The 20872-nt window shown below is 45.7% G+C and carries 23 protein-coding genes and 1 tRNA gene; 9 read left to right on the forward strand and 15 right to left on the reverse strand.

What is annotated here, in order from left to right:
* The first annotated feature begins 90 nt into the window (after nt 1-90).
* Nucleotides 91-912, forward strand: coding sequence for an FkbM family methyltransferase (locus tag QUA02_RS19720; RefSeq protein ID WP_333030059.1), 822 nt, complete (start codon nt 91-93; stop codon nt 910-912).
* A 464-nt stretch (nt 913-1376) separates the two neighbouring features.
* On the opposite strand, the gene QUA02_RS19725 is transcribed toward QUA02_RS19720, so the two are convergent.
* The 10 genes from QUA02_RS19725 to QUA02_RS19770 form a co-directional block, all read right to left on the reverse strand.
* Nucleotides 1377-2957, reverse strand: a complete 1581-nt coding sequence (locus QUA02_RS19725) for a glycosyltransferase family 2 protein (protein ID WP_333030060.1) — start codon at nt 2955-2957, stop codon at nt 1377-1379.
* Nucleotides 2958-3079: 122 nt separating this feature from the next.
* Nucleotides 3080-4522 (reverse strand): xylulokinase, encoded by a 1443-nt coding sequence (xylB, locus tag QUA02_RS19730; protein WP_333030061.1) that lies wholly within the window; start codon nt 4520-4522, stop codon nt 3080-3082.
* A gap of 80 nt (nt 4523-4602) precedes the next feature.
* Nucleotides 4603-5331: a carbon-nitrogen hydrolase family protein gene (locus QUA02_RS19735; RefSeq protein WP_333030062.1), complete on the reverse strand. Its 729-nt coding sequence runs from the start codon at nt 5329-5331 to the stop codon at nt 4603-4605.
* A 310-nt stretch (nt 5332-5641) separates the two neighbouring features.
* Nucleotides 5642-7138, reverse strand: coding sequence for a mannitol dehydrogenase family protein (locus QUA02_RS19740; RefSeq protein WP_333030064.1), 1497 nt, complete (start codon nt 7136-7138; stop codon nt 5642-5644).
* Complete coding sequence (locus QUA02_RS19745) at nt 7135-7839, reverse strand: HAD family hydrolase (RefSeq protein ID WP_333030066.1); 705 nt, start codon at nt 7837-7839, stop codon at nt 7135-7137. Before QUA02_RS19745 ends, QUA02_RS19740 begins: the two co-directional genes overlap by 4 nt.
* 1 nt (nt 7840) lies before the next feature.
* Entirely contained in the window at nt 7841-9346 is a 1506-nt protein-coding gene (locus QUA02_RS19750; RefSeq protein ID WP_333030068.1) for a mannitol dehydrogenase family protein, read from the reverse strand.
* An 877-nt stretch (nt 9347-10223) separates the two neighbouring features.
* Nucleotides 10224-10559 carry a hypothetical protein gene (locus tag QUA02_RS19755; RefSeq protein WP_333030070.1) on the reverse strand — a complete coding sequence of 112 codons (336 nt, stop codon included), beginning with the start codon at nt 10557-10559 and terminating at the stop codon, nt 10224-10226.
* A 176-nt stretch (nt 10560-10735) separates the two neighbouring features.
* The gene (ygfZ, locus tag QUA02_RS19760; protein ID WP_333030086.1) at nt 10736-11815 is read right to left on the reverse strand and encodes a CAF17-like 4Fe-4S cluster assembly/insertion protein YgfZ; all 1080 of its coding nucleotides are present in this window, start codon (nt 11813-11815) and stop codon (nt 10736-10738) included.
* A gap of 273 nt (nt 11816-12088) precedes the next feature.
* A complete protein-coding gene (locus QUA02_RS19765) occupies nt 12089-12472 on the reverse strand; it encodes a hypothetical protein (RefSeq protein ID WP_333030071.1) in 384 nt (127 codons plus the stop codon).
* A 192-nt stretch (nt 12473-12664) separates the two neighbouring features.
* Nucleotides 12665-12736, reverse strand: a tRNA-Val gene (locus QUA02_RS19770).
* 73 nt (nt 12737-12809) lie between these two features.
* Between QUA02_RS19770 and QUA02_RS19775 the strand changes: the two genes are divergently transcribed.
* Both QUA02_RS19775 and mazG read left to right on the forward strand, forming a co-directional pair.
* On the forward strand, nt 12810-13400 hold the full coding sequence (locus QUA02_RS19775) for a metal-binding protein (RefSeq protein WP_333030072.1): 591 nt from the start codon (nt 12810-12812) through the stop codon (nt 13398-13400).
* A 6-nt stretch (nt 13401-13406) separates the two neighbouring features.
* Nucleotides 13407-14234, forward strand: coding sequence for a nucleoside triphosphate pyrophosphohydrolase (gene mazG / locus QUA02_RS19780; RefSeq protein WP_333030073.1), 828 nt, complete (start codon nt 13407-13409; stop codon nt 14232-14234).
* 214 nt (nt 14235-14448) lie between these two features.
* Here the strand turns inward: mazG and QUA02_RS19785 are convergent, their stop codons facing one another.
* The 3 genes from QUA02_RS19785 to QUA02_RS19795 are packed head-to-tail and all read right to left on the reverse strand — an operon-like array spanning nt 14449 to nt 15683.
* Nucleotides 14449-14850, reverse strand: coding sequence for a helix-turn-helix transcriptional regulator (locus QUA02_RS19785; protein ID WP_190655959.1), 402 nt, complete (start codon nt 14848-14850; stop codon nt 14449-14451).
* A gap of 18 nt (nt 14851-14868) precedes the next feature.
* On the reverse strand, nt 14869-15270 hold the full coding sequence (locus QUA02_RS19790; RefSeq protein ID WP_333030074.1) for a helix-turn-helix transcriptional regulator: 402 nt from the start codon (nt 15268-15270) through the stop codon (nt 14869-14871).
* 32 nt (nt 15271-15302) lie between these two features.
* Nucleotides 15303-15683, reverse strand: coding sequence for a helix-turn-helix domain-containing protein (locus QUA02_RS19795; RefSeq protein WP_333030075.1), 381 nt, complete (start codon nt 15681-15683; stop codon nt 15303-15305).
* Between the two features lie 118 nt (nt 15684-15801).
* Between QUA02_RS19795 and QUA02_RS19800 the strand changes: the two genes are divergently transcribed.
* Nucleotides 15802-16185, forward strand: a complete 384-nt coding sequence (locus QUA02_RS19800; RefSeq protein WP_333030076.1) for a hypothetical protein — start codon at nt 15802-15804, stop codon at nt 16183-16185.
* A 225-nt stretch (nt 16186-16410) separates the two neighbouring features.
* Here QUA02_RS19800 and QUA02_RS19805 read toward each other — a convergent pair whose 3' ends face one another.
* Complete coding sequence (locus QUA02_RS19805; RefSeq protein ID WP_333030077.1) at nt 16411-16896, reverse strand: bilin-binding protein; 486 nt, start codon at nt 16894-16896, stop codon at nt 16411-16413.
* A 205-nt stretch (nt 16897-17101) separates the two neighbouring features.
* On the opposite strand from QUA02_RS19805, the gene QUA02_RS19810 reads away from it, so the two are divergent.
* Both QUA02_RS19810 and rlmD read left to right on the forward strand, forming a co-directional pair.
* The gene (locus QUA02_RS19810) at nt 17102-17227 is read left to right on the forward strand and encodes a hypothetical protein (RefSeq protein WP_333030078.1); all 126 of its coding nucleotides are present in this window, start codon (nt 17102-17104) and stop codon (nt 17225-17227) included.
* Nucleotides 17228-17368: 141 nt separating this feature from the next.
* Nucleotides 17369-18781: a 23S rRNA (uracil(1939)-C(5))-methyltransferase RlmD gene (rlmD, locus tag QUA02_RS19815; RefSeq protein WP_333030079.1), complete on the forward strand. Its 1413-nt coding sequence runs from the start codon at nt 17369-17371 to the stop codon at nt 18779-18781.
* Nucleotides 18782-18828: 47 nt separating this feature from the next.
* Here the strand turns inward: rlmD and QUA02_RS19820 are convergent, their stop codons facing one another.
* On the reverse strand, nt 18829-19122 hold the full coding sequence (locus QUA02_RS19820) for a helix-turn-helix domain-containing protein (RefSeq protein ID WP_333030080.1): 294 nt from the start codon (nt 19120-19122) through the stop codon (nt 18829-18831).
* 252 nt (nt 19123-19374) lie between these two features.
* Here QUA02_RS19820 and QUA02_RS19825 point away from each other — a divergent pair, with 252 nt between their 5' ends.
* The 3 genes from QUA02_RS19825 (at nt 19375) to QUA02_RS19835 (ending at nt 20658) form a co-directional block, all read left to right on the forward strand.
* Nucleotides 19375-19689: a DUF433 domain-containing protein gene (locus tag QUA02_RS19825; protein WP_333030081.1), complete on the forward strand. Its 315-nt coding sequence runs from the start codon at nt 19375-19377 to the stop codon at nt 19687-19689.
* Nucleotides 19690-20037 carry a DUF5615 family PIN-like protein gene (locus tag QUA02_RS19830; protein WP_333030082.1) on the forward strand — a complete coding sequence of 116 codons (348 nt, stop codon included), beginning with the start codon at nt 19690-19692 and terminating at the stop codon, nt 20035-20037. It begins immediately after the preceding gene.
* 222 nt (nt 20038-20259) lie between these two features.
* The gene (locus QUA02_RS19835) at nt 20260-20658 is read left to right on the forward strand and encodes a hypothetical protein (RefSeq protein WP_333030084.1); all 399 of its coding nucleotides are present in this window, start codon (nt 20260-20262) and stop codon (nt 20656-20658) included.
* The last annotated feature ends 214 nt before the right edge of the window (nt 20659-20872 follow it).

The following is a 20872-nucleotide window of genomic DNA, read 5'->3' on the forward strand; positions in this document are numbered from 1 at the left end:
GTGTGCAGCGCGCACCTTACCCGCACAGGTAGGTCAAGCGCGTTAGCGAAGCTTGCAGAAGAGGATCGCCTTCTTGAAATCAGGATAAATATGAATAACCAACAACAAAGAGAAATTCCCAGAAACACTATGTCAGGCAGCCTCCGGGCGGCAAAAAGATTAGGTTTTGAACCTAAAACTGTGATTGATGTCGGTGCGGCATTGGGAACTTTTGACCTTTACGAAACTTTCCCCGATGCGCGACATTTGTTAATTGAACCCATCGCCGAAAACGAACCCTACCTCGCCAAAATTTGCCGCCAGCTCAAAAGCGCAGAATACATCATTGCCGCTGCTACCAAAGCATCGGGAATTTTCACCCTCAGTGTCAGCCCCGGTTTGATACACTCTTCTGCTTCCCAAGGTGTCAATGCTGACAGCAGCAATCCCTACTTGAGGAACATACGAGCAATTACGCTGGATGAAATATGCCGCGAAAGAAATTTGCCAGGCCCGTATTTAATTAAAGTCGATGTAGACGGAAACGAATTAGATGTTTTAGCAGGCGCTACTGGGATTTTGCAGCAGACAGAATATGTAATTGTCGAAGTTACTTTGTTCGGTCAAATCTATGATATAATTCATTTTATGAAATCCCAAGGATTCGCCGCCTACGATATTGTAGACTTGGGATACCGCCTGCTGGATGGAGCTTTGTGGCAAATAGATATGGCTTTTGTGAAAGAATCAGGTTTATTTAGAACCGACAAAAGTTATGTGGCGCAGCAACAGGATGTAGCATCGCTTAACTCCCATCTCCAAGCTTATCGGGAAGCTTTGATCGCACACATTAATACTCATTATAGCGACCCTGTAGAAGCTGAACCACAAGTTAGTAAAACTGGATTTACCGAAGAATATGTAATCATTTAACTCAAGTTGCTTCCATCTGATATCTTGCACCATTCTCAAGAACGGGCAAGATGCCCGTTCCACAAGAGATAAATTTTCTTGTGGAACAGGCATCTTGCCTGTTCATAAAAGGATTATTGACAATGGTGCAATATCTAAGTTCCATCTGAGATCGTGTCCGACCTTGTTACCCCCTCTATGATTCGGCGGTTGAAACCGGGGCAACCGGGCGTGGGATTGCCCCTATAAAAACGAAGTGAACTGTAGGGTGCGTCGCTGCGATATCTGGGATAAAACTTGCAGATTTTTGATGGCGACGCACCTTACTTGCTAGAAGATTGTGTGTACCACATATAAATGGAATATGCTATACAATTTAAATGCAGAACAGCTTACCGCAATTAATCCCAAGGCGCTTTTGCTGTGAATAGTTGAGTTGCTGGCGATCGAAGCTGTCGGCCATCAACCGATGAAGGCTTTCAATCCTAGTTCTTTAGCCCAAGGTATTGCCGCCAAAATATAGTAGATGTAATCTCCTTTGAAGCACTTTTCCATTGCGTACTTACCGATGACCATTCACTGCGACTTTGAGCCGCAACTTTAAACCACCTAGTCAAAAGTTTAACACCAGCTAATTTATCTACTTGCTGTTGATTGCTATAGCTTTTACTCAGCTTGAGAATGCTTGAGTGGAAGGTTTCTGGGTCTGTATTTTTGAGAAAATCTGGGCCTTTCATATAGTCTTCAAAAGCTTGTACGGCCACCAGCGCCCGATCGCAATCAAATGTTGCTAAAGCCCGAATTATGACTTTTGTCAGATGCTTTACTGCATCCGTATATTTGAGGGAATAGTGAATAGCGTAAGCGGCTAGATCGTTGCGAGTGTAATAATAAGTTTCCCAATTTAAATTTTTGGCAGAAGCTGGTAGATGCCACACCGCCAGTGAGGGAAAAGCTACAATGTTCTTGCCCAGCTCTTTTATTCTCAAACCAAACTCTACATCATCTATTTTGATAAAGAAAGGCAGCGGCAATTGAATTTGTTCAACAAGTTCCTTAGAAAAAGAGAAAAACCAAAATCCGCCATAATCGATATTTTCTTCAACCAATAACTTGTTGAGAGAACTAGAACTGCGTAGATCGATATTATAATTTAAAGCAGTTAATGACCCAGGTCCAAATCCTCTATTTTTAGAATAGGCGTTGTACGATGCCCCTGCTTCATACAGCATATGCTTATTCTGCAGATCGAGCAGTCCGCCAGCTACTGCAAAATCTGTCTTGGCGTACTCATGCAAAGCAAACAACCTATAAATACATTCACTTTCTAGCTCTATATCATCATCCATCAGCAAAAAATGAGAGTAGACGTTCTCCTCTAAAGATTCAACTAACCCTCTAGTAAAACCACCGCTTCCACCCGCATTTATATTGGGAACCAGTTTCAGCTTTGGATGTGTGAAATCAGCTTCGTTTAAAGTTCTACCATTATCAACAACAAATAATTTGAAGTCCTTAGTTTGCAGTAATTCATTTTGAAAAATCGCAGCTAAGGTATTTTTTATAAAATCCTCTTTTTTGTAGGTGCAAATGGTAATTGCTAGCGATACTTCTCGGATTTTATTTTCATCCGTTGCTATCCACGCCTCTTTAAAAGCACCCCGTTCGCTAGAACAGGTTATTTCAAAATATATTCTGCCAGCGTTTTCATTATCGAGCAGATTTATTGGGGGAATTTTGACAGGCTCTGAAAATTGACAGTTTTCAAAGTTATGTTCGCCAATAACTTCTCTGTTGTTTTTTCCATTAACTTCTCGGCAAACAGAAACTTTAAAATCGCCTTCAAGTTTCAGCACATAGTAGATAGACCTAATAGTTGTATATTTAGTATAATACTTCTCGTAAAATGAATTAAAGTAAGAACTTGAGGATACAATACCCCCCTGACGCAGGACAACTTTTTTGTCATCTTCCTGGTAGTTTATAGATGCCGCTTCATTGCACTGTACGTATAAAGCCGAAGTCGCGACAGATTTGGGGAGCTTGATTCCACCTACTATATTCATGTAAAATCTACCTATTTTGTTAGAAAACTTACTGATTCTATTTAACTGAATATTAAACATTGTTAGCTTAAGATTAATTGGTAGATAGTTTCTAGTGCTTCCTCCTTAAGGCATAACTCCTCTCAGATTTTTTTAAGTCGCGGATAAAGGGATTGATATCGCATCCAAGCCTCTTCTAGGGCTGGATCGACCGATCGCGCAGTTGCAGCAAGCGTTGGTTTAGCTGTTAGTTCGATCGTCTCATTAGCATCTGCGTATACGCCAATTCCTATACCAGCCAAGAGAGCAGCACCGCGCGCGGAAGCAGCAGCAACAGTGGTTGCATAGAGGGGTATTCTCAATACATCAGTCAGTAATTGTTGCCAAAGCATTTCTTGCGTTCCACCGCCCGCTAAACGCAGTTGTGTCGCTTTAATACCTGTCGCCTCAAGCGCCTCAAAACCTTGTCGCAAGGCAAAAGCAACTCCCTCTAAAGCCGATCGCATCAAGTGCGCCTGCGTGTGATGCAGCCCAAGCCCCACCCATGCGCCGCGTACATGGGGGTCAAGGTGTGGAGTTCGCTCGCCCGTGAGGTACGGCAAAAATGTCAAGCCTTCGCATCCTGGGGGGACAGAAAACGCTTTAGTATAAACTTGCTGCCAGCTCAAGCCGAGGATACATCGCACCCACTCCAGGGCTAACCCGGCATTTTGCATTGCTGCAAGGGTGTACCACTGATTGGGTACGGCGGATCGATAGAGATGTGTACGACCGTGAGGATCGATAATTGGTTGCGATCGAGGTGTAACGATCTGAGCGCCTGTACCGATCGTTAGTTGCACTAATCCAGGCTCTAGCAATCCGTTGCCAATTGCCGCCGCTGCTGTATCCGCAGCACCAGCGATAACGGGCAAGCCAAATTTTAAGCCAAGATGCTCGGAAGCATCAGTTGTCAGGTAGCCTGCGATCGCACTAGAGGGGATAATTTTGGGGAACAGATCGCAACGCAGATTCAGCGCTCTTATTGCCTCAGTGGCCCATTCGTCCGACACAACATCGTAAAGCAAAGTACCGCTAGCGTCAGAGGGTTCTGTTGCGACTTCTCCAGTCATCCGCAACCGCAGCCAATCTTTGGGCTGAAGTGCCCAACGCGCTTCGGTATAGACAGCAGCCTCGTGTTCTCGCAGCCACAGCAAAGTTGGGCCCGCCATTCCCGCCGTAATCGGGTTGCCCAAGCGCTCTAAAATAGCGGCATCGAGGGCATGATAAGCACTAAGCGCGGTACTACTGCGAGTATCTGCCCAAAGGATAGCAGGACGCAGGGGCTGACCAGACTCCGAAGCTAGGACAACACCGTGCATTTGCCCTGAAAGTGCGATCGCCTGTACTTGGCTAGCGCGATTTCCTACTGTTTTCCTAACAGCTTCGCCAACAGCTAACCACCAATCTCCTGGCTCAGACTCAGCCCATCCTGGATGGGGTGCACGAACAGAATACGAGCTTGACGCTTCACCGATAGCGGTTCCGTCTGTTTCTAAGAGCAATGCCTTAGCAGAGCCTGTTCCTAAATCAATGCCAAGCAGCATTAGGTTAATCCTCAAATACTTAAAAGTTAAAAATCCCAAATTAAATTTGTTGCTTAATAAAGCAACAGTATTATTACTTTTTATAGGGTTTTTTTTATAAGTTCTTGTGTGTCAGTGTCGATGATTATTATCCCTTCACTTGTGTCATCAATTTGTCCTACCAATAAGCCTTTGTTATTCCAAATTGATGTTCTCCCTCCACATTCCATCCCCTCAGATTTTCCGACACAGTTTGACATCAATACTGTAATTGAATATTTAGTTGCAATGTCAGATAATGTTTCAATGGCTTTGTCAACTTGATTTACCAATTTAGCCACACTTGCTATATAAAATTCGGCTCCACTTTTAAATGCATTCTCCGAATGTTCTGGAACTGACAACTCATAACAAATTGCAAGTGCAATATGGGTATTGTTAGCTATTAAACCTGTATAATTCGATCCGCTGATAAAAAAATCTTCTTCATCAGAGTGTAAATACTTTTTTGAATACGTCTGCCTTGCTTTGTGCGGCTGAAAAAGAATCATACTAATGCAGATGCCTAGATTATTTTTTGTTGGTACTCCAACTCCAATAGTTATCTGCTTGGTATCGGCAATCATTTGGAAATCGTCAAACCTACTATCCTCTTGATTAGTCGCCAATTCTTTTGATAGTTCCGGTTCGTAACCCGTTAGTGATAATTCAGGGAAAATAACTATGTCTGCTCCATTGAGAACTGCTAGATATATTAATTTTTTGTGATTGTCAATATTACTTTGAATGTCACCTTTGATAGGTCTCGTCTGTGCTACACAAATTTTCATTTTAGTTGTCCTTTTTTAAATTGCCGCCGAACTATCTATTAAGCTGCATCTAGTGGTTTAGCACCTTTATTAGGCATACTAAACCGCTTTCATTGCGGTTTAACTCCCGAAAATCCAGAGGTCATGCCGCACAGAAAGCGGTCTTTGACCTCTAATCGTAGGTATTATCCTGCACATTTGCGGTCTAACTGGTGCCAATTCAGGAATTATACTGAATTAGTGCGGTCTAACACCGTCTCTATGGAACTATTCAATTGCCCCTCACACAACTTAAATCGGTAAGTTATTTTGGCGCGGCTCCTTACTGTGCCTACGAGAATCGCACGAGTGTTTCTTTAGCACCAAACTCATCCAAACTGCTCAACTTGTCAGCAACAGTCTCGACGAAACGCGGCGACTCTCCTAAATCTCCAAAAATCTCAAAGATGCTGAGTAATGGTGTGGGATCTGTTTTACCTAAACGGGCTTTTTGAGTGAGGATATCTGCTAATGGGTCATCAATGGCGATCGGTTGCCCTTGTGGATCGTGACTGCTGAGATAGCGACACCAAGCAGCAACCGTCAAACTTAGGTAATCGATCGCACCTCCAAGCTGTAATTTATCCCGGAGCGAACCCAACACAAACTTGGGAATTTTGGCCGATCCACTCAGACACAAACGCGGCAGTTGATCGCGAATTTTGGGATTGGAAAAACGTTCAATTAAAGTCTTTTTATAATCCTCTAAATCAATCCCAGGAACTGGTTGCAGTGTTGGCGTCACTTCGTCCATCAAGTTAGCGACTGCTTGCACAAACAAGGGATCTGCCATCACTTCACAAACGTAGGTATAACCTGCCAAAGAACCGAGATAGCCGATCAGCATATGACTGGCATTGAGCAGTCGAATTTTCATCATCTCGTAGGGATGAACATCGTCAGTCATCTGTACGCCAACGGTTTCCCAATTTGGTCTGCCTGCACAAAAGCTATCTTCGATTACCCACTGGAGATAAGGCTCTGCAACGCCTGGAAAGGCATCATCAATTCCAAATTGATCTGCCACCATTTTGATATCTTGGGGAGTTGTGAGGGGAGTAATGCGATCGACCATGCAGTTGGGAAAGGCAACGTTTTGGTCAATCCAAGCTGCTAACTCTCGATCGCGCATTTGGGCAAATGTCGTCAGCATTTTCCGCACCATGTCGCCGTTACCCAGCAAGTTGTCGCAGGACAGAACTGTAAAGGGTGCTAACCCCCGTTCGCGTCGCTGTGCGAGTGCAACTGTTAAATAACCGTAGGTTCCGATTGGTTGGTCGGGATGCTGCAAATCGTGCTGAATTGTTGGATGGTTGACATCAAATTCGCCGCTGCCTTCAATGTAGTAGTAGCCGCTTTCTGTGATCGTGAGAGTTACAATTCGGCATTTGGGATCTGCTAGTGCTTCAATGACTGCTTGACGATTGTCTGGTGCAAACAGGTAGCGAGCGATCGAACCGATGATGCGAGCGCGATCGCCCTCTTGCGATCGCTCAACTAAGGTATACAAACAATCTTGGGACAGCAGCGCATCCCGCATCCGCCGATCGTAGTCATAATCGAGCAATCCCACACCGCAGATTCCCCAGTCACTACTAGGATGCTGATGGAAATAATTATCGAGATAAAGTGCTTGGTGCGATCGGTGAAATCCACCTACTCCAATATGCACAATTCCATTAGTAATTTGAGTGCGATCGTACTTGGGTACGCGCACGTTTCCAGGTAAACGAGACAGGGATGCTTGATTCAGCTTGATTGTTGAGCCTGTGCCGATATTGCTGTTCATAATAATCCGATTAGATCCTGCATCCGATCGATAACTTGTCCGGCACCAGCCGACACAAGAGCATCTGCACGGCTGCTTCGTTCGTCTTCGCTGATATGAGTTCCCCCTACATAACCGATAATCTGCCCAATTCCAGCGGCAACGGCAGCTTTTACCCCGCTGAGAGAATCTTCAACTGCCACGCAACCGGAAACATCAGCATCCAAACACTTCGCTGCGTGCAGGTAGATGTCGGGAAGCGGTTTGGGGCGCGCCGCAGGGAGAGAGTCGTGAGCGCTAAATACCTGCTGGCTGGGGAAATAGTCGGTTAAAGCAGCAGCAGTCAGGCAAGCACTCAGACGCTGCAAGCTGCTGTTACTTACTAGCGCGTATTCAAATCCGCCATCGCGCAGGTAAGAGAGCACTTCGGGCGTGCCTTCTGTCGGTTTTGCCTCTACACTAAGCCGTTCGATCGCTCTTTTTTCTTCTTCAGCCACTAGCCGGTCAATATCGCGATCGTTAAGACTGTTTGAGGAGTCTGCGTAGAGCTTCTTGAGTATTTCCCTGTAAGGTTTCCCGGCGAAGCTTTTGACAAACTCCTCAAGGTTATAGCGCCGATGGCTAGGGAACTCGATCGCCACTTCATTTGTCAGCTTCCACGCGCTCTTAAGTGCTATGGTTTCACTATCAACCACAGTTCCGTCATGATCGAAAAGTATCATCTTATGATGCTGAAACTGTTTCATTTAAAAGATGTCCCTCACTGTAATTCTTAAGTGTAGCTAATAGCCCGTAGGTCTGGAGATCGAGCATTGCTTGGTGGCATTCACGATCTACTACCTCTGTCTGTTGACAATTCTCCAATCCTAGAATCTGGCCGAGCGATGCGCCTGCTTGAATCGCTGTAATTGCGCTTTCGGTATCCTTGGCATGATAATGTTGACCAGATTCGCTTGCTCCCTCTCTGACTGCCAGCAACCACGCTGCAACGGGAAGTACAATCCGCTTGATGCAGACTTTTCGGTTATAAGCATCCTCAACGATCGGAAATATATACTTGCCTACTTTCCTCGCTGTTTCTGAAGAAATTCTCTCAGTAGTATCGGGAAGATCCTCGTTACTGAGCCTTAGTAACACCTGCTCCATATATTGTTGGCACATGGAGCGGGGGACGGGTGTTGCTGCTGCGATATCGTCCATCAGAAGCCGAGCAAACAACTCGAATTCCGGTAGGGCGATCGCCTCGTGCATATACTTTATACCGGCTCTTACCGCTAAACAGGCTATGAAGGAGTGTACTGCATTCAAGAATCTCGACTTCATATACAGAAAGGGAGTGATGTCACGAGTCATAATCACTCCCGTATCTTCCCACTTGGGGCGATCGCCGCTGAAGTTGTCTTCCACGACAAACTGCCAAAATGGCTCGGTTACAATGGGTGCGCGATCGCGTACCTGCAACAGTCGAACCGGGTAGTTACAGTCGGATTCCTGTTCTTGAGGCACAATCCTGTCTACCACCGTATTGGGGAACGTTGCGCTATCCCGGATGTATTCTGCAAGAGTCGGATCGATCGCATCAGCGTAAGCCAGCACTGCTTTTCGCAGGATATCCCCGTTTCTGGGCAGGTTGTCGCAAGAAAGGGTGGTGAAGGGAGTCAGAGCGCGATCGCGTCGCCGGCGCAGCGCCTCTACGATAAAGCCAATAGCTGTTGTTGGAGTGGCAGGATTTTGGAAATCCTGGGCAATTTCTTGATTCGCTGTATCGAGATTAAAACTCTTGTCTAGATGGTAGCCTCCTTGAGTAATTGTCAGAGTCACCAGATGCACCGAGCCAGATGCCATCTTTTCGAGCACATACTCGCACTTCTCTCTACCATTAACTATTTCCCTGATCGAACCGATAACTTCCGCTTCTTCGCGATTTTGAGCGCAACTAGAGTGTTTGGTCAAAGTGTAAAGGAATCTCTGCGGTTTCAACTTAGTAATGGTGTTTTTGCTCTTGAGACTAACTCCACAAATCCCCCATCTCTGCTCTTGAGACCCCTTCTGTGCAAGATAGTTATGTATGATGTCGGCGAGGTGACCTCGAAAAAAACGGCCGGGCCCGAAATGGACGATTCCAGTCTTAAGCGCTCTTCTGTCGTAAAGAGATTGTTCTCTCCACAAACCCGTTACAGTACCGAGGCGAGAACTTGAAATACTGGGCGGTCTGAGTAAGTTAACCATGAGACTTTTTGGATAAGTGGATAATTAGGTAAAAAGAGTAGGTCAGTCTGGTGTAGCCAATGACCTACAATCAGCACAAATCTTTCAAAGCGGGAAAAATTCTGGAATCCTCTGCGGCATTTACAAAGAAGGGTATTGCCACAGGGTAATTAGGGTCTGACAGGTAGAACAGAAAAAGAAAAAAGCAGGTAAAGCTAATTAAGTCTCCAAGCTCAACTAATCATTAACCTGAAGTAAGGCAAAAGAGTATGGGACATACATACTGCCACTTTGTTAACATTTGCCAGTTAAACTTTGGCAAGTGTGTAAGTCGAATGTCTGTCTGATCGGGGGCAAATAGACTGCTTTTAAATTCTGTATTTAGATTCCCAATAGATATCTATGTCATGTTATTTTTATTGGTCGCTGCTATCCTCCGTCTTCAGGAGAATCTACAAACAATTCTTTAGAGGTACTTATAGCAACAATCAACTGTATACTTCGCTACCAGCAGTAAGTTAGAGTTTGGTGGTTGTGTAGCAAGCGTCCAAAAAACAATGCTTGCGTTGAAAAGTCCTGTGTGTAGCTGGTGGCTGATACAGCACTGCAAGTTTGTTTCAGTCTGTCCGGGAAATTTTAGGCGTTGCTGATGGGAAGGTATGATTTCCGGCAGCTCCCCGACTTCTGAATCAAATTCATTCACGCTCAAATCTCAGTGGTCTGAAAGAAGTCGGGGAGCTAATATCATGTCCTATCGATTGACCGCTATCGGAATCCCTTCGATGATTCGGAGCTTCTTGAAATCGCTATTATAGAAAAAAAGTCTGCCCTAGCGGACTGAGAATACGATATTTAAAAACTGGACTTTATCGAATTATTTAGCTCTATCTGCGGCTTTTTATACTGCTTTCGATGCCGGCGTCACTGCTTCCCCCACGTTAGTTTTTACAGATTCTATAAATTTTTTGGTACTGGAGGCAATGGGTTGGTCGAGGTTCAGCTTTTCTCGAATATTGTCAACTGCATCCCTCGCCTCCTTCTCTATTTCGCTTGTTGGCTGCCGCTCGGGAATGGGAATTTCGTAAGACTTAGTTTCAGGGGTTGGTGTAGCGAGCGCTTGCATTTTGTGGGCAGAAAATTCTAATTCTGAGCTAAACAGGAGCGCTGTACATACAGCAAAGATTATTCCGACTCGCAGGCAAATCCTAGCTAAGCGCAATGTAAACTTTTTCATTTAAAAAATCTGTTTTTTTGTGATTTTAATACAGAATAATTGCTGTTGTTTTTTTGCACATCTATCTAAAGATAGGAATTTATGTGAATTTATTCTGCAAGCATCTATCCCCAATCAACCTCAACAAAAAGGTTCGCAGCGGCGCATCAGCGCCTCAAACGGGCGCTGATGCGCCGCTACAAACTTAAAAAAGGTACGTTGACTACTTCCCCGGCAATTTCTCCTACTTGCACTTTCAGTCCTTCGCCGCCCGCTTTCGTGCGGATGTATGCAAGACCGAAAAAGCCGGATTCGGTTTCGGTAAAACTGGTGAGTTTGCCGACTTTTTCCTCTCCGATTGTAATTGCTGTTCCGGGTTCAACCGCACCGTTCAACTGCACGCCCCAGAGTTGCTGTTTGACTCCTTTGTAGGTGTTCAACCGGGCAATTGTTTCTTGACCGATGTAGCAGCCTTTGTCGTAGGTAATCGTGTGTAAAAGGCGGGCTTCTAGGGGGTTGTAATCGTCTGTGAGTTCAAAATCTACGGCGGGGCGTCCTTGTTCGATTCGCAGTTGTTGCCAAACTCGATCGCCCATCGGTACGGCCCCAGCTTTGACTAATTCATGCCACAACTTGGCTGCACCGTTTGCGGGCGCAATTAACGTGTATCCGGGAGTTGCTAAACCGCTACCAACCGCAACTCGAACCCCCCCTTCATCCCCCCCTTGGTAAGGGGGGGAAAGAGGGGGGGGTTTTATCAATTTGTGAGTAGCGTAAGGTTGATTTTCAAGTTCGGTAACTCCGATTTTTTCTAATAGTTGAGTGGCTTGCGGACCGAGGAAACTGAAAGCAACAGTTGTATCGGTTAAATCTGTTAACTCGACACGATCCATTGGGAAAATATAGCGATCGAGCAATTCCAGCAATTGTCGGCGGCGGTTGGCTGAAACTAGCAGCAGTACGGCATCTTCTGTAGCGTAAGCGGTGGCGAGGTCGATCGTCCGGGCGGTGGAAGTCACGAAAACGGTGTCGCAACCTTGACCGGGTTTGAGTATATTGAAGTTATTGGTGCTTTGATTGTGCAAGAACCGCAGGCGATCGCTGTCTGAAATTTGAATGCGTCCCCAGTGAGTGCGATCGTACAAAGCCGCACCTTGTTTCGTTGCTGCGATCGCTTCTGCGTCGTTACCAAAACTGACTGGCACAATTTCTTTGGTTGTTAACTCTGCAAAAGTAGCACCGGCTGCGGCTTGAATGTCGTGCAATTCTTGAATCAGCATAAGATTTTGTTGACTGTTGACTGTTGACTGTTGACTGTTGACTGTTGACTGTTGACTGTTGACTGATGACTGTTGAGTGATGACTGTTGACTGTTGACTGTTAAATGTTGAGTCTTAACTGTTGACTGTTCGCTGTTGACTGTTCGCTGTTGACTGTTCGCTGTTGACTGTTCGCTGTTCGCTGTTCGCTGGAAAGCTCATCATTGACAACTGTCAACTGTCAAATGTCAAATGTCAACTGACAACTGTCAACTGTCAACTGTCAACTGACTATTTGCCCAAATTGGCGAAGATTTCTTGTATTAATTGGCTGGCTTTGGCATCAAGACGATTCCAATCTACATCGCCAGTGTCATCGTCAATCAAGCTAGTATCAATTACAACTTCTTGGCTTTGGATTGGAGTGTGGGCGGGCTGGTAGTTGACAAAGCAGACTCGATAGCAAAGTTCCCAAATATCGACGGATCTTTGCTCGCCTTGAAGCTTTAAAATTAGTTGATAACCGGGAATCGGAATCTGCACTTCTTGATAAGTGCCCGTCCAGACTGACTCTTCTAATTGTTTGCGGATGTTGTCGATCACTCGGATCATGGCGGGCTGCATGAGCAGTTCAGCTTGCTGCCACGCGATCGGGCTAGTTATTTTAGGCTTCATATACACGGTTCTAAAAAAGAAAATCAATAAATTCATTTTCTAGCATTGCGTGCCAACTTTTGAGACATCCGCCACAGAATGTTAAATTTAGTCGTCACCAAATTCAACAGTCAACCGTCAACAGCAAAAGTTAAAGCCGTTCTCGGCTTGAAGGCTAAAAACGGCTGAAACTGTTGATATTGAGTTATCCGATGGGCGATGTAGGATTTGAACCTACGGCATCCTGCGTGTAAAGCAGGCGCTCTACCACTGAGCTAATCGCCCAATTGCACTCACAGGGATTTATCATATCACAGTAACTCAAAAAGATCAAGTAAAAAAAAATCCTAAACTTTAAATGCCCTCTGGCCGCACCCACGATCGAATAACCCTGTGGAGTTTGCCCGCTGTGGCCGCCCTCACGTTTGGCCAGACTCAGAGCAGCAACCTGACTTTGCTTGTTTCCGGCAGTTTCTTATTCGGCGGGCTGATGTTTGGCCCCGACTTGGATATCTATTCTTGCCAGTATCAGCGCTGGGGATGGTTCAAACTGATTTGGCTCCCATACCAAAAAAACCTGCGCCACCGCTCTTTGCTGTCCCACGGCCCTCTAATTGGCACTGCTTTGCGAATCTTTTACCTGACTACCTGGATCGCGGTTTTTGGGATACTGGGATTGGTAATTGCCGAAAAAATTGGCCCCCCTGGGTGGACTTGGGAGGATGTGGTTTTAGGTTGTTGGCGATCGCTCTGTAAACACCCCCTCGAATTTTTAGCTGTGTACGTCGGCTTAGAATTCGGCGCCATGAGCCACTATCTCAGCGATTGGGGCGGCTCTGCTTACAAAAGATTCAAAAAGCAAGAATTAAAAGAGTTACGACCGCCAAGCTCCATTAAGAAGCGCAAACGCAAACCTCGCAGCCGCACATCTAGCAAATCTAAAAGGTAAATTCCGATGTCTAATTCCCACAGTAGATCGCTCGCAGCACTCGAAGAACTGATAGAAGTTGTGGCTAAATTGCGATCGCCAGACGGCGGATGTCCTTGGGATTTGGCCCAAACTCCGCAAACTCTAATTCCTCACATAATCGAAGAAGCTTATGAAACCGCCGACGCGATTCGCAAAGGAGATAAAGATGCGATCGTTGAAGAATTGGGCGATTTACTGTTACAGGTAATTCTGCAAGCTCAAATTGCCAGCGAATCCAATCAGTTTACCTTCGCCGAAATTGCTGCGGGGATTACCGAAAAACTGATTCGGCGCCATCCCCACGTCTTCGGCGATGTCGAACTCAACAGCGTCGATGAAGTCAACGAAAACTGGGAAAAAATCAAAGCAGCAGAAAAAGGCACAACTTCGGAAAAGCCGCCAACTTTAGCCTCGAAAATGAGCCGTTATGCCAGCACTTTGCCGCCGATCGCCGCCGGGATGAAAATCTCTCAAAAAGCTGCGGAAGTGAGTTTTGATTGGGACAGTGTAGAGGGCGTTTGGGATAAATTTCACGAAGAAATGGCCGAATTTGAACACGCTCTCAAACACGAGGATAAGGCAGCGCAGCAGTCAGAATTGGGAGATATTATGTTTGTGTTGATTCAATTAGCTCGCTGGTACGATTTAGATCCGTCGGCTGCTTTGCAAGGAACAAACGATCGCTTCGTGCAGCGGTTTGCGAAGGTGGAGGCTGCGTGCGATCGACCTTTGTCAGATTATGCCCCAGAAGAGTTAGAATCTCTGTGGCAGCAAGCTAAAGCTTTAATTGCTAAACAAAAGGGCGATCGGTAATAACTCACTCCCGATCGCTATTGTTAAGAACAGGCAAGATGCCTGTTCCACAACAACTCAATATTTTGATTGTGGGGTGGGCTTCTAGCCCGCACTATTGTTAAGAACAAGCAAGATGCCTGTTCCACAACAACTCAATATTTTGCTTGTGGGGTGGGCTTCTAGCCCGCCCAAAAAAAGCTGATTAACAATACAGCCAGATTTCAGCAATCAACTAATCGTAAAGCTTCGCATCGTTGTATGGGGGATGTTCGCACGCGATATATAAAGCATTTGTCGGTTCCAGGGCTTCCCCAGTCACCGGATCGATCGGCTTGAGGACAAAGCATAACAGAGAGAGCGATCGCCAATCCAAATTATCCAGCTTCCCACGTTCGTAACGGTTGACTGTTGCGGCACTGATACCCACATCTTTGGGTACGGGTTGATTTGTAGCTGTGAACAGCGCCTCTTCATATCCCTTGGTTTTGAACTCTGTTTCGCTGACAGACCAACCTGTTGTCTGTCTTGCTGCTTTTAAAATCTTCCCCAAACGCATCCGCCCCGTTTCAGTGAAGCGAACGGGACGCAATTCCTGCTCTTTGTCTACCACAGCCTTGTTAGAGAGTCCTGACATTACCTATCTGCAAATAATTTAGTCATAGAGCTTAGCCTCATTGTATGGGGGATGTTCGCACGCGATATATAAAGCATTTGTCGGTTCCAGGGCTTTCCCTGTCACCGGATCGATCGGCTTGAGCACAAAGCATAACAGACTGAGCGATCGCCAATCCAAACTTTCTAACTTCCCGCGTTCGTAGCGACTAACAGTAGCATTACTAATACCGACATCTTTTGGTACAGGCTCTGCTGCTGTCCGAAACAGAGCGGCCTCGTATTCTTTTGTGACCATTTCTGTTTCAATAATTGACCAGCCCCGAATCTCTCTAGCTGCTTTCAGAAGTTTGCCCAATCTACCGCGTCCCGTATCCGTAAATCGCACAGGGCGCAGTTTTTCCCGATCGACGACAGCCTTAAAGTCAAGAAATCCCGGCATTTTACAGATCCAATTTAACTATTAAGTCAATCCTACGCCTCGACGTTTGGGTTCCAAAATTCAGTTCCGATCAACAGTAAGTCTTCTAGAGTAACCAACCGCTTTTCAACCGGGTGAACTGGTTCGAGAACATCGAGGAACAGCCACAAAAGATCGGGTGCAGGCTTGTTGTAATAGCCATTTTCGATTCTCGAAATGCCTGCAATGCTGACCCCCAAAACTTTCGGCAAAGGCTCTCCCCCTAGATTATAAAATTGAGCCTCATGCTGCTTGGTCTTTTCGCTCAGTTCGTGAACGCTCCACCCCCTAGCTTCCCGCCACGATCGCAGGAATTTACCCAACCGCCGCAGCCCGGTATCAGTAAATCTCCGTCTCAAGTATTCTTTTTCTCGCCTAGCTTCTGCTACAACCATCAGTCATCACCTATCTGCATAAAGCTAAGCTATCACGCCTGACTTTCTAGTTTCACTTTTTAAGTTTGCAACTTTTAAATATTGTGTTACGATGTTGGAACACAGTAAATAGACAGCCATGACAGCACTCTTTCGCCGCATCCAACCCTCGAAAAAGCTCCGCATCACCGTCAGGTCGATCGCCCAACTGCTCAAAATCAGCCAAAATCAAATTAAGCGAGTCGAATCCTGGGCTTTCGTGGTTTTCGTGCATCGGCGGGACAGAGGCGGACAATTTATCTCGTACCGCAGGCTGGAAGAATGGCAAAATGCGATCGCCCATCATATCCAAACCTGCCCCACCCTTGGAGAACTCTCGCAGCTCAAAACATCCATTCAGTATGACAGCCGGAAATTCAAAAAACAATCTCTCCCAAAAACACTTGACTTTTTAATTCAAATGTGCATTGAAAGACAAGACATTCTCGAAATCTGGGAAAGCTCAAACTGCATTGCTTCCTAGCAGAAATCAAGCAGATTTCCTAACACTAGCAACCGCACCCAACCGTGAGGACGCTGTTAATTCCTCAAACCCTTGCCTTTGATTCTGTCAACTGTCAACTGTCAACTGTCAACTCTTCCCTGCCAAAAACAGAAGCGAAACATTTGCGAGCAATTGCGAGATAAAATCACCCCAAAAATCACCCGCGAATGCTCCGCCACATCCGTGAAACAATCACAAAAGCAATTAAGACATTGCCTGAGCGATATAATCAAAATAAGGAGCTGCTTCCTTAGCATCATCCTGATTGAGCAAAGCCAAAGAAGCTTCCTTCAAACAGCGGATAGCTTCGACCATGCCAGGAACAGGAACGCCCAGAGAATTATACATTTCCCGAACGCCAATCAAACCGATGCTTTCGATCGGCTCCTTGTCACCCGCCAAGATACCGTAGGTAATCAGGCGCAAGTACCAGCCGTAGTCGCGCAGACACAAAGCCCGTTCGCGCTGGCCGTAAGCATTGCCCCCAGGGGAGATAAAATCAGGTCGTTTTTTCCAGAGTTTTTTACTAGCTTCTTCAACAATTTTCCTCTCACTGTCTGACAGCGCAGTAGCAATACGCACCCGCTGTTCTCCCGTTTTGAAAAAATCATTGATACTTTGGAGTTCGCCGGTACTGGGATAACGAAGTTCGTCATCGGCTTGGAGAATAAATTGGCTAACTACGCTCATTGTTATTCAAATTTGAGGATAACATTAATAAACATTCCCATCTGTTGGCGACGGGATTCTTGGTTCGCAGACTTGCCTTGCTCCTAACATTTATCAATCCTAGAAGTAGAGGGTAAATCTCCCCAAGCGTTATGCTTGATGTTCAAGCCAGTTTCCTTGTGTTCCAGGGTACTGCGGGAAAAACTCAAAAATTGCGAGTGAGAGTTTGGATGTCGGCAGACACTTTGACTGTTTAACGAGTTTTTGCTACATCGCCCCAACAGCCGATCGCACCGACGGGATCGAGGCAACTCGCGGCAAGCTCGACTCCGCGGTTGAAGCTTGGCTTTAGCAGCAAGACGTTCAGCAGCAGGAAGACAGCCTGCAATTGAGCTTGAGTGCGATGGCTTGCGCCCCGCTTCTTCGCTACGACTTATCTCAGGAAAGAGGGAGCGATATTGCATTACCATATTAAATCCTACCACGACTACTTGTGACCAAATCTAAATTCCCCACCCCAAACTCGACGAAATTGGCAAACCCTTGCCAGCAAGGTCAACTGATTGAGATAGAGATTACCGACTTGACAGACACCGGCGACGGAGTTGGTCGTTTTGGTGAGTTAGTAGTGTTTGTGCCCGATACCGTGACGGGCGATCGAGTCCTTGTGCGCCTCGTGCAAGTCAAATCCACCTATGCTACAGGCAAGCTGGACACACTTCTCGAAACATCCGAACACCGCATCCGAGCTAACTGCATTGTCGCCGACAAATGCGGCGGCTGTCAGTGGCAGCACGTAGATTATCAATATCAGCTTGCAGCCAAGCAAAATCAAATCATTCAAGCCTTAGAAAGGATTGGCGGATTTAGCAATCTGCAAGTCGATGAAATTTTAACGGGAAAAATCGAGGGATTTTCCCAATTTTTGGGATACCGCAACAAAGCGACTTATCCCGTGGCAATATCTGCGACAGGTCAAGTTCAAGCAGGTTACTATCAAAAAAGTACCCACAAATTAGTCAATCTCAATCAGTGTCCGGTGCAAGATCCGCGCCTCAATCCTTTGTTAAAGGAAGTCAAAGAAGACATTCACTGGCGGGATTGGCCTGTCTACGATGAAAAGAAACATACAGGAGAATTGCGTCACTTGTCCTTGCGAATCGGACGGCGCACCGGCGAGATGCTGCTAACTTTAATAGTTAGGACTGGAGACTTGCCGGGACTCGAAGAGCAAGCATCAGAGTGGCTGAAACAATATCCTCAACTTGCAGGGGTTTGTTTGAACATAAATCCCGATCAAACTAATGTGATTTTTGGTACAGAAACTCGCTGCATTGCGGGTCGTTCTTATCTGCGAGAAAGTTTTGCTGGGATGAATTTTCAGCTAAGAGCTGATACTTTTTTTCAGGTAAATACAGAGGCGGCTGAAGCATTGTTAGAGGTGATGGTAGGGGAATTGAATTTGCAGGGAAACGAGGTTTTGGTTGACGCTTACTGCGGAATTGGAACTTTTACTTTGCCCCTGGCAAAACAAGTAAAAATAGCGATTGGTTTAGAAGTGCAACCGGCGGCGATCGAACAAGCGAAATTAAATGCTGAGTTAAATGACTTGAGAAATGTCGAGTTTCAGGTGGGAACTGTAGAGAGTTTGCTGCCTTCCTTGGGATTGACACCGGATATTGTGCTGCTAGATCCGCCGAGGAAAGGGTGCGATCGCGCGGTGTTGGAAACAATTAAGGAAATCAAGCCAAATCGGATTGTGTATGTTAGCTGCAAGCCTGCGACTTTGGCTCGCGACCTGAAGATTTTGTGCGAAAATGGGGATTATAAGTTAGCGCGGGTGCAGCCGGCGGATTTCTTTCCTCAGACTTCTCATGTGGAGTGTGCGGTGTTTTTGGTGAGGTGAATGAAAGGGCGATCTGTTTTTGGGAATGAAAGGGCGATCGCCCTAAGCTACCGGGCGGGGCAAATTTCGACTTTGACAGTCATGCCTACTTGGTTGAGCATTATAATCAGAGTATCAACGGAGAAATGCCCAATTTTACCTTGAGTCAAAGCTTTGATTTCGTCGCTTGACTGTTTGAGATGTTGAGCCGTTTGGTCGATCGTCCAACCGTGATGTTTAATCTGATTTTGCAGGGCTAGCATTAGTTGCGATCGGATTAGTAAGTTATCAGCTTCTTGGGCTGAAAATCCGAGGTCTAGAAAGATATTATCAGCGGCTTGGGTAATGGTATTTTTGCTCATTGAATCGGTTTGATGGTCATCGGGTTTGTTGAGAATCGAATACTGTACTATTGTAATGGCGATCGCTTAAAATCATCAATAACAAAACTTATGGACTCCGACAAAGAAACCGGGTTTTTTACCCAATTTGCGATGCTCTAACCAAGTATTTTCGTAAAAAACCCGGTTTCTGAGCCCCCTGCTAAGTCCTATTTGGCGGACTGTTATAATACTATTTGTGCTAATGTCCTGTAGAGATAGATCCAAAAAGCAATGACATCAGCTTTAATTTATCCTCATATCGAGAAAGTAGCGGGTCAACCCGCACGGTTGCACCGGATACCCCGCGTGCGGGTTGCTCAGATTGTCATGGATTATCTAGCTTACGGTTGGTCAGTGGAAGAGATGTGCCGCCAGCATCCTTATTTGATGCAGTCAGAGGCTCATGCAGCAATGGCTTATTACTTCGACTTTCAAGTTGAAATTGAGCAGGAGATTCGGACGGAATGGGAGCAGGTACAACAGGAAAAATCTCTGCTTTCGCCTTCACCATTTTTCGTGAGAATGCGTGCTAAGGGGTTGTTGTAAGTGGCGATCGCTCTGTACATGGACGTTCACATTCCGCAAGCAATTACTGAACAGTTGCGCCGTCGTGGCGTGGATGTTTTGACTGCGATCGAAGATGGTGCGACAGAATTGCCGGATGACGAACTTTTGGAACGTGCCACTCAGTTAGGGAGAGTATTGTTTACTCAAGATATCCTTTTTAAGGCAATGGCTCAAGATTGGCAGCGTCAGGAAAAACAGTTTGCTGGTTTGATATTTGGACATCAGCTAGGCGGTACGATCGGACAGTTTGTTAAGGATTTGGAAGTGATTGCTTTAGCCTCGGACTCTGATGAATGGATGAATGCTGTTGAGTATATTCCTTTTTAGTCAGCTTTACTCTCGATCTGGCGATCGGCTACAATCAAACAAGATTGATCGCCCTTGAGTTAGATTGGTTGGTTGAGGTGCGATCGCTCTTTTTAGGAGGGATATGTGGCTAAAACTAAAGACTTGTCTGGATGTAAATCATTGACGCTTCTCTACTCTTGAAGCTAGGATAGTTAATGAAAAGCTACATAGCTAACTCACTCCATTTACAATTGGTAACATATGGAACTCTTCACGGCTGGCGCGATCGCAACTTTGTTTTTAACGAAAGCAATTGAAAAAACAGGTGAAATTTTTGGAGAAAAGGTATTGGTGGAGAAAGGCGGCCAGTTGATGCAACTGCTCAAGCGCAAGTCTCCTGATACAGCAAGTGCCATAGAATTAGCAGCACAACATCCAGAATTAGTTGAACAGCACCCAGAGGATTATGGACAAGCCGTTTTGGTGGAAAAAGTCGAGTCAGCAGCAAAATCAGACTCTGAAATTGCGGTGGCAGTTCAAGCTTTGGCTGACGCTGTGAAGTCTCAGCCACAAACAAGTCAGAATATTACGAACATGGCAGAGAAAATCTATGGAAACATTCAAGGAGGTTTTAACCCAAACCTTACCCAGAACTTTTGACTGAACTCGCCCGAAGGGGAACGGGTAATTGTGCCTCTAGAAGAGCAGGGAGCATCCCACTTTTGCAGTCAGTATAAATACTCAGACAATTGTCTGGCTAAGCTGATGGCATAATAGAAAGCAGATAAATTACCATAATCCAAGTTCGCATGACCCCAGAAGAACAGCAGAAGATCAAAATAAATCTCCAAGAAATAGCAGAGATCCTTTATAA

Source organism: Microcoleus pseudofavosus SVA1_A4 (assembly GCF_036700565.1).
GTDB lineage: Bacteria > Cyanobacteriota > Cyanobacteriia > Cyanobacteriales > Microcoleaceae > Microcoleus.